The sequence below is a fragment of the Candidatus Nanopelagicales bacterium genome, from assembly GCA_018003655.1.
GTDB lineage: Bacteria > Actinomycetota > Actinomycetes > S36-B12 > UBA10799 > JAGNDY01.
The window spans coordinates 1-10,643 of record JAGNDY010000026.1 but is presented as its reverse complement, the minus strand read 5'-3'; the positions used below and the strand labels follow the sequence as shown (position 1 = coordinate 10,643).

10 protein-coding genes are annotated in these 10,643 nt (G+C 63.5%); 6 read left to right on the top strand and 4 right to left on the bottom strand.

The genetic code is table 11. From position 1 onward, the window contains the following. Positions 1 to 1,272, top strand: a 1,272-nt coding sequence (locus KAZ48_05580) for a trypsin-like peptidase domain-containing protein (protein MBP7972249.1), incomplete at its 5' end; no start/stop codon positions are given. 64 nt (positions 1,273 to 1,336) lie between these two features. On the opposite strand, the gene tatB is transcribed toward KAZ48_05580, so the two are convergent. From tatB to KAZ48_05560, 4 genes are read right to left on the bottom strand one after another with little or no spacing between them, the layout of a single operon-like run. Further along, entirely contained in the window at positions 1,337 to 1,747 is a 411-nt protein-coding gene (tatB, locus tag KAZ48_05575; GenBank protein ID MBP7972248.1) for a twin-arginine translocase subunit TatB, read from the bottom strand. 42 nt (positions 1,748 to 1,789) lie between these two features. Further along, on the bottom strand, positions 1,790 to 2,929 hold the full coding sequence (locus tag KAZ48_05570) for an Mrp/NBP35 family ATP-binding protein (GenBank protein ID MBP7972247.1): 1,140 nt from the start codon (positions 2,927 to 2,929) through the stop codon (positions 1,790 to 1,792). A 10-nt stretch (positions 2,930 to 2,939) separates the two neighbouring features. Continuing rightward, on the bottom strand, positions 2,940 to 3,473 hold the full coding sequence (locus KAZ48_05565; protein MBP7972246.1) for a DUF1003 domain-containing protein: 534 nt from the start codon (positions 3,471 to 3,473) through the stop codon (positions 2,940 to 2,942). Then, positions 3,466 to 4,719 (bottom strand): magnesium transporter, encoded by a 1,254-nt coding sequence (locus KAZ48_05560; GenBank protein ID MBP7972245.1) that lies wholly within the window; start codon positions 4,717 to 4,719, stop codon positions 3,466 to 3,468. Before KAZ48_05560 ends, KAZ48_05565 begins: the two co-directional genes overlap by 8 nt. 180 nt (positions 4,720 to 4,899) lie before the next feature. Here KAZ48_05560 and KAZ48_05555 point away from each other — a divergent pair, with 180 nt between their 5' ends. From KAZ48_05555 to KAZ48_05535, 5 genes are all read left to right on the top strand, one after another. Further along, on the top strand, positions 4,900 to 5,958 hold the full coding sequence (locus KAZ48_05555) for a CoA ester lyase (GenBank protein MBP7972244.1): 1,059 nt from the start codon (positions 4,900 to 4,902) through the stop codon (positions 5,956 to 5,958). A gap of 5 nt (positions 5,959 to 5,963) precedes the next feature. Then, positions 5,964 to 6,866 (top strand): CoA ester lyase, encoded by a 903-nt coding sequence (locus KAZ48_05550; GenBank protein ID MBP7972243.1) that lies wholly within the window; start codon positions 5,964 to 5,966, stop codon positions 6,864 to 6,866. Positions 6,867 to 6,976: 110 nt separating this feature from the next. Then, the gene (locus KAZ48_05545; GenBank protein MBP7972242.1) at positions 6,977 to 8,182 is read left to right on the top strand and encodes an acyl-CoA dehydrogenase family protein; all 1,206 of its coding nucleotides are present in this window, start codon (positions 6,977 to 6,979) and stop codon (positions 8,180 to 8,182) included. Positions 8,183 to 8,366: 184 nt separating this feature from the next. Beyond that, the gene (locus KAZ48_05540) at positions 8,367 to 9,995 is read left to right on the top strand and encodes an MFS transporter (protein MBP7972241.1); all 1,629 of its coding nucleotides are present in this window, start codon (positions 8,367 to 8,369) and stop codon (positions 9,993 to 9,995) included. Positions 9,996 to 10,047: 52 nt separating this feature from the next. Beyond that, a partial coding sequence (locus tag KAZ48_05535; GenBank protein ID MBP7972240.1) for a hypothetical protein occupies positions 10,048 to 10,643 on the top strand: 596 nt, incomplete at its 3' end.

Here is a 10,643-nt window from a genome sequence, read left to right as displayed (position 1 = left end):
CAGCCCCAGGCCGGGTACGAGCAGCCCCAGGCCGGGTACGAGCAGCCCCAGGCCGGGTACGAGCAGCCCCAGGCCGGGTACGGACAACCGCAGCCTGGGTACGGACAACCCGCCTATGCGCCGTACCAGTACACGACCCCGATTCCTCCGCTACCCAAGACTCCTGCGATGGGCACCCCATCGGAAGGCAGCAGCGCCACCAAGAAGGCCGTAATCGCTGGGGTGGTTGCCGGCCTGATCGCCGGTGGCGTGGCCGGTGCCGGTGGCTACCTCATTGCCGATTCGACCTCTGGCAACTCCGTCGCGAGTGGGCAGGGTCAGTTCAACCCCGCCGATCCAAAGAACCTGTCGCCGCGAGCAGATAACTCGATTGCCGCCATCGCCAAGAAGATGCTCCCGCAGGTCGTCTCGATCCAGGTGAGGTCTGGCGACAGTGGTGGCACTGGGTCGGGGTTTGTCATCCGTCCCGACGGATACCTCATGACCAACAACCACGTCGTCCGGGCCGGTGGGCAAGGCACTCCTGAGGTGACCGTCCAATTCAACGATGGCTCGACGAGTCCGGCGAAGATCGTCGGAACGAGTCCGGCATATGACATCGCCATCCTGAAGGTGAGCAAGGAAGGGCTGCCAGCGGCCACCTTAGGCAACTCCGACCAGGTCGTCGTCGGGGATGCCGCTGTGGCAATTGGCTCGCCCTTGGGCCTCGACGGAACCGTCACCAGCGGAATCATTAGTTCTCTTCGACGCCCCGTAACGACGGGCGGACAAGGCGAGGCGTCGTTCATCAGTGCCCTGCAAACAGACGCCGCGATCAACCCCGGCAACTCCGGTGGGCCCCTGGTTAACAGCGAGTCACAGGTCATCGGCGTGACCTCGGCGATCGCCACACTCGGATCGGCCCAAGGCGGCGAGAGCGGATCGATCGGGCTCGGCTTCGCTATCCCCATCAACATCGCCAAGCGGATCGGCGACGAGATCATCGCGACCGGGAAAGCGGTTGTGCCAATCGTCGGCGTCCAGATCAACCTGGAATACCCCGGACCTGGCGCCGAGGTCAAGAGTTCGGTTTCCGGTGGCCCCGCTGCCAGCCAGGGGATTAAGGCTGGCGACGTCATCGTGGCAGTCAACGGGCAGCAGATCGACAACGCGACCGATTTGTTGTCATCGATTCGCACCTTCTCGCCTGGAGAAACCATCACGCTGACGGTGGCCAGTCCTGGCGGATCTACCAAGGACGTCAAGGTCAAGCTCGACGGCAAGAACGGCTAGCCAGCTAGGGCCGAAGCGCCAGCAACGCTGAGGTCGGGTGCAACGGGCGCCAGCGGTCGGGGCGTCAGGTGGCGTCCGGATCGAGGCGAGCCGACGTTGGTTTGGGCCCCGGGAGACCGCCGACAGCAGGGGCTCCCGGCGTACCTGCATCACTGGCCCCGGCCGCCCCAGCATCGGCAATCGGTGCGGACTTCTCAGCGCTAGCTGCCGGCTTCGTGTCGAAGGTGGGCTCTGCCAACGCGGAAGAGATGATTCGCTTGGGGTGAAGGTCGGCCACGCTGCGCAGGTCGTTCTTGATGCCCTCGATGTCCACGCCGGTGCCGCCGAGGTCTTTCTGGGCGCTTTGGGCCATCTCCCGCAGGCGCCGGACCAGCCTGCCAGCGTCGGCTGCGGCTTTCGGAAGTTTGTCCGGTCCGAAGATCAGCAACGCCACCACTGCCAACAGCAGTAGTTCGCCCCAACCCACGTCCAACATTTGGCTAGTGTCCCTCAGCCACGGCCGCTACGCACGCACTCATCAGCTTCGACTTGCCGGGGTTAGGCCCAGACTCATGCCGGCCAGGCCACGAGGACGAGCCATCAGGGTGTCGGCGATCTGCGCGATGGCCTGTGCCGCAGGGGACGCAGGGTCGGACACAATCAGCGGTACCCCCGCATCGCCGCCTTCCCGCAGACGCACTTCGAAGGGCACCCGACCCATCAGCGGGGTCTCGGATCCCAATTCGCGGGTGAGCGATTCGGCGACCAGCGCACCGCCGCCGGTGCCGAACAGATCGATCGGCTCGCCGCAGTGCGGGCATGGGAAGCCACTCATGTTCTCAACCACGCCGAGGACGCGCTGATGCGTTTGTTGGGCCAGCATGCCTGCTCGGATGGACACTTCCGCGGCTGCGGGCTGTGGGGTGGTGACGACCAGAATCTCGGCTCGCGGAAGTAGTTGACCGACGGAGATTGCCACGTCGCCGGTTCCCGGCGGCAGGTCGAGCATCAGCACATCCAGGTCGCCCCAGTAGACGTCGGTCAGGAACTGGTCCAGCGCGCGGTGAAGCATCGGCCCCCGGAATGCAACGGCCTGGGTGACTCCACCGGGTTTGAACGGGAGCATCGAAATGACGTTCACGCCGTGTGCTTCCGGCGTTAGCAGCATGCCGTCCACCACTGTTGGTGCCTCAACAACGCCAAGCATCCGAGGGATCGAGTGGCCGTAGATGTCGGCATCCACTAGGCCCACGCGCAGGCCACGTTCAGCGAACGCCACGGCCAGGTTGGCGGTGATTGAGGACTTGCCGACGCCACCTTTGCCGGATGCCACAGCAATGATCTTGGTGGTGTTGCCCGGACGGTTAAACGGGTTGTCTTTGGCCGGACCCTGCAGCATCTCCCGCAGACTCGTGCGCTGCTCGTCACTCATGACGTCGAGAACGACACTGACGCCGGCGACTCCGGGAACCTTCGAAACGGCCTCGGTCACTCGCGTAACGATCTCGTCACGCATCGGACAACCGCCCACGGTCAACCAGACCTCAACGCCAACGGTGCCGTCGTCGGCGATGTCGACCGACTTGACCATTCCGAGATCGGTAAGCGGGCGATGGATCTCTGGATCCTGGACCGTGGCGAGGGCGGCATCGATCCGATCGCGCGAGATGTCAGACATGCCAACGATGCTACGTTTCCGACCGCTCCGCATCGTCGTCGGCGTGGTCGTCGTTGAGGTGGGTCAGTAATTCCCGCAACTCCGATCGCATGAAGTCCCGGGTGGTGACTTCCCCGAGGCCAAGGCGCAGGGCAGCCATCTCGCGGGCAAGGTAGTCGGTGTCGGCGATCAACCGGTCGGTGTCGGCACGGTCCTCTTGGTACTGAACACGGTCACGATCGGACTGGCGGTTCTGGGCCAACAAGATCAACGGTGCAGCGTAGGAGGCTTGCAGTGACAACAACAGGGTCAAGCCGATAAAAGGCCAGGTATCGAAGCGCAGACTCTGCGGCGCGAGCAGGTTCCACAACACCCAGGTCAAAACAAAAGCCGTCATGTAGCCGATGAAGCGCCACGACCCAAGGAAGCGGGCAATTCGTTCCGACAGCTTGCCGACGGTTTCCGGATCGACAGTCACCTTCAGCGAACGTCGTTGCTCGAGTGGCTGATCGATTCGTGACCGATCACGAGAAATCGCCCGGCGATGTGAACGCGAGTCAGCCATGCTCGACTCCTGTCACTTGTTCGCGCCAGTCTTCCGGCAGCATGTGGTCGATGACGTCGTCAACAGTGACGCAGCCCAGCAAGTGGTCGGCACCGTCGATGACGGGCAATCCCACGAGGTTGTAGCGCGCGAACTGCTGCACGACCTCGTCCAGGCCCGTATCTGGCGTGACAGCCTCGACCTCGTTGTCGATGACCGCCGAGACGAGCGTGCCCGGCAGTTCCCGCAGCAGCCGCTGAAAGTGCACCACGCCAAGGAATCGGCCGGTTGGTGTCTCCAGTGGCGGCCGGACGACGTAGACCTGAGCGGCCAGGGAGGGCGGCAGGTCGGGGTTGCGGATCCGAGCCAGTGCCTCGGCCACGGTCGCGTCGGCCGCGATCACGATCGGTTCGGTGGTCATCATGCCGCCAGCGGACTTCTCGTCGTAGGTCAGCAGTCGCCGCAGATCTTCGGCATCGTCGGGCTCAACCAAGCCAAGCAGTTCTTCGGCCCGCTCCGGAGTGAGCTCGCTTAGCAGGTCCGCTGCGTCGCCGGGGTCCATCTCTTCCAGGATGTCGGCGGCGCGATCGTCGTCGAGCATTGCCAACACGGCGACCTGATCGGCGTCCGGTAGCTCCTCCAGCACGTCGGCAAGCAGGTCATCGTCCATGCTCTGGGCGACCTCGAGTTGCCGTTTGAAGGGGAGGTCGTGGATCAGGCTGGCGATGTCGGCTGGGCGAAGGTCGTCGATGGCGCTGAGCAGGGAATCGGCGGGTTGGTCTGGCTGCTCGACCGAAGGATCGGAGATCTCGTCCCAGTCGAGCGTGAGGGTCTCGCCACGTCGTCGCAGACCACTGCCGGCCTTGCGCACGAAGTACTTGGCGATGACCCAGTCGCGTTGCCGGTTCTGGTCGATTCCGACGTCGACGACGGTGACCGGTTCCCCGGTCGTCCGGACGGTTACTTTTCGGTCGAGGAGCTGGGCCATGACCAGCGTCTCAGCCGGGCGGGGTGCGAATCGGCGCATGTTGACTAACCCGGTGGCGATGGCGTGTCCGCTCTCGATGGCGGTGATGCGCGTCATCGGTAGGAAGATCCGATGCCGGGGTGAGACCTCCAGGACCATGCCATGGACCCTCGCCGGGCTGCCGTCGGTTCGGAGCATGACGACGACGTCGCGGACCTTGCCGAGTTGATCGCCGTTGGGGTCAAACACGGCCGATCCGGCAAGGCGAGCGACGAACGCGCGTGTCGTCAGTCCGGCCATATGGCGAGGCTACCCAAAAGATCGCGGCTAAGACGCGATCGAAACTGCTTGGCCAGTGGCCGGAACTGGCCGGGAATCGTGTCGGTCACCACGATTTGTCGGAGGGCTTTGGTGACTCAGAGTGGGCCGGTGCGAGACTGGGAGGATCAAATACTCGCCTCAAACTCGTGGGAGCAAGCTGTGCGCAGCCCAAAAGCGTTCTTCCGCCCGCTAGCTGTTGGAGCTCCTGCTCCGCTCTATGACGTGCCCTTCCGGCCATCTCGGATGATCCACTTCTTCGATCCCAGCAACGAGCGTATGGCGGCGAAGGTGCCGGATATCGCCAAGCAGGTAGACGTGCTCCTCGGCAATCTTGAGGACGCCATTGCGGCTGACAAGAAGGAAGCCGCGCGCGATGGCCTGGTCGCGATCGCCAATGCGACCGACTTCGGCACCACGCAGCTATGGACGCGGATCAACAGCCTCGATTCGCCCTGGGTACTCGACGACCTACTCACACTGGTGCCCGCGATCGGTAACAAACTCGACGTGATCATGGTCCCCAAGGTGGAAGGTCCGGAGGACATCCACTACATCGATCGTCTGCTCGCCCAGTTGGAGGCCAAGGCCGGGATCGATCGGCCGATCCTGGTGCACGCGATCCTGGAAACGGCCGCCGGCGTGGCCAATGTGGAGGAGATCGCGGCCGCGAGCCCGCGTATGCAGGGCATCTCGCTCGGCCCGGCGGACTTGGCCGCAAGTCGGCGAATGAAGACCACCCGTGTCGGTGGCGGACACCCCAGCTACCTTGTGCGCACCGACCCGGTCGGCGACGACATCACCGGCGATCGCGCGACGGCTCAACAGGACCTCTGGCATTACACGATCGCTCGCATGGTCGATGCCTGCGCCGCCAACGGCATCCTCCCGTACTACGGCCCATTCGGTGACATCGCTGACGTGGTCGCCTGCGAGGACCAATTCCGCAATGCGTTCCTGCTGGGGTGCGTCGGAACCTGGACACTTCACCCCAAGCAGATCGAGATCGCGCGGCGGGTGTTCAGCCCCGAGGTCGCTGATGTCGCCTGGGCCAAGCGCGTCGTCGAGGCGATGGGCGACGGCACGGGCGCTGCCATGATCGACGGCAAGATGCAGGACGACGCGACTTACAAGCAGTGTCAGGTTGTCCTCAGCCTGGCGCGTGCGCTGGCCGATCGTGACCCGGAACTGGCCGTTGCCTACGACCTGAACGGGAGCTGATCACGATGGCAGACCCCCAGAGTTCACAACGCCCACGTCGTTCGGTCCTGTACATGCCCGGGGCGAACGAGCGCGCGTTGGAGAAGGCCAAGACGCTGGAAACCGACGCATTGATCCTCGACCTGGAGGACGCAGTCGCCCCGGATGCGAAGTCCCAGGCGCGCGAGCGCGTATGCGCGGCAGCGACGTCCGGTGAATACGGCGACCGCGAGATCACCATCCGCATCAACGGCCTCGGGACGCAGTGGCACGACGCGGACCTGGCTGCCGCCGTTGCTGCCAAGCCAGCCGCAATCGTTGTCCCAAAGGTCAATTCCGCCGACGAGGTGCGCCGGCTAGACGCCGCGATCACTGCCGCCGGTGGCGACGAAACCATTGCGCTGTGGGCCATGATCGAGACGCCCGAGGCCGTGGCGAACGTTGCCGACATCGCTCGTGCTAGCGACAGATTGCAGGTATTGGTCATGGGCACCAATGACCTGGTTGCCGAACTGCACGCCGCGCATGTGCCGGGCCGCACTCCGATTCTCACGGCGTTGAGCCTGTGCGTCATGGCCGCCCGCGACGCTGGTAAGCAGTTGCTCGATGGGGTCTACAACGACGTGAAGAACCCCGAGGGCTTTGCGGCCGAGTGCCTGCAGGGCCGTCAGTTCGGCTTCGATGGCAAGACCCTTATCCACCCCAGCCAGCTGGAGCCCGCCAACCGCCTCTTCGCGCCGTCCCCGGCCGAGGTCGAGCACGCGAATGCCGTCATCGCCGCATTCGATGAGGCGACCGCGGCGGGCAAGGGCGTGGCGACCGTGAACGGAAAACTGATCGAGAACCTCCACGTTGCTGATGCTCACCGCATCCTCGCATTGGCAACCGCGGCAGGGATCACGGTCACAAGCAGCGAGGGTCAGCCGTAAGCCGATTTTGCTCTGAGCGATACTCATAGAGGTCGTTTTCGCGCACTGTGCCCGCCGCCGACCAGAGGTAGTTCCGCCATCGTTTTGCCGATTAGCTCAAGGAGTGCCAGATGGGACGGCTTGCCCAGACCGAAGGTCTGAATGAAGTCCAGATCGAGATCCTCAACGCGGTGCACGAATTCACAGAAAAAGAGATCATCCCCGTCGCCCAGCAGCTTGAGCACGCCGACGAATACCCGACCGACATCGTCGAGGGCATGAAGGAGATGGGCATCTTCGGGCTGATGATCCCCGAGGAGTACGGCGGTCTCGGCGAATCCCTGCTGACTTACGCGCTGTGCATCGAGGAGATCGCCCGCGGCTGGATGAGCGTCAGCGGCGTCGTCAATACCCACTTCATTGTGGCGTGGATGATCATGCAGCACGGCACCGACGAGCAGAAGCAGAACTACCTGCCGCGGATGGCCACCGGCGACTTGCGCGGCTCCTTTTCGATGTCTGAACCGGGCTGTGGGTCCGATGTCGCGGCGATTACCTCCAAGGCCGTCCATCGTGGCGACGAGTGGGTCCTCAACGGCCAGAAGATGTGGCTGACCAACGGTGGCTCGTCAACGCTGTGCGCCGTGCTGGTTCGCACCGATGAGGATGCGCCTGAGGGTGCCTCGGTCTACAAGAAGATGTCGACGTTCTTGATTGAGAAGCCCGCTGGCTTCGGCGAGGTGCTTCCCGGTCTCACGATTCCCGGCAAGATCGAAAAAATGGGCTACAAGGGCGTGGACACGACTGAACTGGTCATGGAGGACTTTGTCCTGCCAGGCGATGCGCTGCTCGGTAGCGAGGTCGGCCGCGGCTTCTACCAGATGATGGACGGCGTCGAGGTGGGTCGCGTCAACGTGGCTGCTCGCGCCTGTGGTTTGGCCAACCGAGCGTTCGAGCTAGGCGTCGACTACGCCCAGCAGCGGGTCACTTTCGGCAAGCCGATCGCCGAGCACCAAGCGGTGGCATTCCGGCTCGCGGAGATGGCCACCAAGGTCGAAGCCGCTCACCTGATGATGGTCAAGGCAGCAGTCAAGAAGGACACCGGCGAGCGCAACGACCTGGAGGCTGGCATGGCCAAGTACCTGGCCAGCGAGTACTGCAAAGAGGTCGTCGAAGATTCGTTCCGCATCCACGGCGGCTATGGCTACTCGAAGGAATACGAGATCGAGCGCCTCTACCGCGAAGCTCCGATGCTGATGATCGGCGAGGGAACTGCCGACATTCAGCGCATGATCATCGCGCGTCGTTTGCTGGAGGACTACAAGCTGCGAGGTTAGCCCGAGAGTCGGGCGGCCGCCTCGGCCAACCAATAACTGAGCTAACCGTCAGTGTCGGAGAACGCCACCGTGCCGGTGAGCCTCGGTCGACGACGAAGCCCGCCACGTCGCAAACTTGCTACGGGTTGGATGTCCACTCCCCGCAAGGCCTGCATCGGGAGACTACAACTGCTTGGATTCGCGCATGAGCGATGCGCAAAAGACCGAAACTGCCGCTGGCCCATCGAGTGGATGGCGCCACTCCAAATACCTCGCCCTCGCTGCGATGCTCTTTGCCGTTGCGATGCTGTTCATCGACCAGACGATCATCTCGATCGCGGCACCCACAATTCAGGACGAGCTCGGCCTGTCCGAGGAGGGGGTGCAGTGGGTCGTCAACGGCTATCTGCTTGCGCTCTCGGCGTTCTTCCTCTTTGGCGGTCGGCTGTCTGACATCGTCGGCCACAAACGGATGGTCGTCGCGGGAACGGTCATATTCGCGGTGGCCTCAGCCATGTGTGGTTTGACCCCGGTTGGCGCGCTGTCGCAGAGTTGGATCATCGCCTTCCGAGTGTTGCAAGGCTTCGGCGGCGCAATCATGTTCCCGGCTGCGCTGGCACTTGTGGTGGCGGTCTTCCCGATCTCCGAACGCGGGAAGGCGCTGGCGCTGTTCTTCGGCTTGACGGGAGCCTTCACGGCTGTCGGTCCGATCGCTGGCGGATACCTCACTGAGTACGACTGGCGAGCGATCTTCTGGGTCAATGTGCCGGTGGCCATTCTGGCCGTAGTCCTCACGTTGCTAGCGAAGATTCCAGTGAACCGCAAGGACGAAAGCATGGACTGGGCTGGCGCGGCCCTCGTCGCGGTTGGCATGGCCTTGGCGGTCTTGGGCTTCCAGCAGTCGAGCGCCTGGGGCTGGAGCAGCCCACTAACGATCGGCTGTATCGCCGCTGGGTTGATCGTGTTGGCGATCTTCGTCTACGTCGAGACCAAGGTGGCAATGCCGCTGCTCAAGGTGCGGATCTTCCGCGGCCGAGCATTCAGCGTCGATAACCTCTCGCTGTTCCTCATCTCCGGCGCGTTCATTCCAGTGTTCTTCTTCATCAGTCTTTACGCGCAGATCTCACTCGGCTACAGCGCGACAAACTCAGGACTGTTCCTGATGTGGTTCTTCCTGGGCTTCGTCATCGCAGCCCAGGTTGGTGGCCGGATTCTGGACAAGACCGGCGCGAAGTCGGCCATGATCGTCGGCACCTTGGTCGCCACGGTCGGCTTCGTCATGTGGGCGCAACGACTGCCTGATCTCAACGGCAATGCGCTAGTGCCGTGGATCATCATTACCGGCGGAGGAATCGGACTCATGCTCGGTCCGGCCAACACCGATGCCGTCAACCGGGCGATTGACGCGTCCTACGGCGAGGTCAGTGGTGCCACTCAGACGATCCGCTACTTCGGCTCGAGTGTAGGAATGGCCATTCTCGGCACCATGCTGATCAGCGTCGTGACCAGTCGGATCACCACATCGCTGATCGGGTTCGGCGTGCCAGAGTCTCAAGCTGCCGACATCGCCAGTCGGGCCGCCTCCGGCAACTCATCTGGTGGTTCAGGTGGGGGGATCAGTCAAGCGCCAGCAGCCATGCAGGAGCAGATCATGAAGGCGTTGCAGGGCGACTTTGCCGACGCCGTGCAGTACGTGTTCTATGGCATGGCGGTCATTACTGCGCTTGCCTTCATCGTCACGCTGTTTCATCCCGGCGGCAAAGTCGAGGCGCAGGATGCGCTGCCCGGCGGCAGAGCCGAGGCCCAGGATGCGCTGCCCGGCGGCGGTGGCTGACGTATCGCCCATGGCAACGCGAACCGGCCGGTACGTGGGTTAGCGTTGTGTCATGGCCCAGATGAAGCAGGACCTTCCCAACCCCGTCAAGAACCCCGTGCTCGCGACTTATGACGAGTACCTCGACGCGCAAGCCGCCGTTGACAAGCTCTCGGACAACAAGTTCCCTGTCCAATCCGTTGCGATCGTCGGCGTGGACCTGCGAATGGTCGAGCAGGTTCTTGGCCGGATGTCGTGGGGCCGGGCCGCTGGTGGTGGCTTGATGACCGGAGCATGGTTTGGACTGCTGCTCGGCATCTTCGTTTCGTTCTTCGCCAAGACCGAGGATCTCAGCGCGACCACGATCATCCTGCTCGGCCTGCTCTATGGTGCCGGATTCGGCATCATCTTCGGCTTGGTCTCCTATTGGATGACCGGCGGTAAGCGTGACTTCGTCTCCCGCAGCCAGATCCGGGCTAACCGATACGACGTCCACGTCGATGCTTCCGTGATTGGGGACGCCCGCAGGATCTTGGGCATGAACAACGAATGGCCACCGCCGCTGGCTCCAGACGCGGTACCGGTTGCTGAGCCCGCGGCTGCGCCGCCGACCGCCGCCGCTCCCGATGCGCCTGGGCCACAGGGCGACAGCGGAACCGCGCCGAACCC

What these genes read in the sequence shown, in the direction of transcription:
- tatB (MBP7972248.1), bottom strand. Translation starts at nt 1,747, where the DNA reads ATGTTGGACGTGGGTTGGGGCGAACTACTGCTGTTGGCAGTGGTGGCG.
- KAZ48_05570 (MBP7972247.1), bottom strand. Translation starts at nt 2,929, where the DNA reads ATGTCTGACATCTCGCGCGATCGGATCGATGCCGCCCTCGCCACGGTC.
- KAZ48_05565 (MBP7972246.1), bottom strand. Translation starts at nt 3,473, where the DNA reads ATGGCTGACTCGCGTTCACATCGCCGGGCGATTTCTCGTGATCGGTCA.
- KAZ48_05560 (MBP7972245.1), bottom strand. Translation starts at nt 4,719, where the DNA reads ATGGCCGGACTGACGACACGCGCGTTCGTCGCTCGCCTTGCCGGATCG.
- KAZ48_05550 (MBP7972243.1), top strand. Translation starts at nt 5,964, where the DNA reads ATGGCAGACCCCCAGAGTTCACAACGCCCACGTCGTTCGGTCCTGTAC.
- KAZ48_05545 (MBP7972242.1), top strand. Translation starts at nt 6,977, where the DNA reads ATGGGACGGCTTGCCCAGACCGAAGGTCTGAATGAAGTCCAGATCGAG.
- KAZ48_05540 (MBP7972241.1), top strand. Translation starts at nt 8,367, where the DNA reads ATGAGCGATGCGCAAAAGACCGAAACTGCCGCTGGCCCATCGAGTGGA.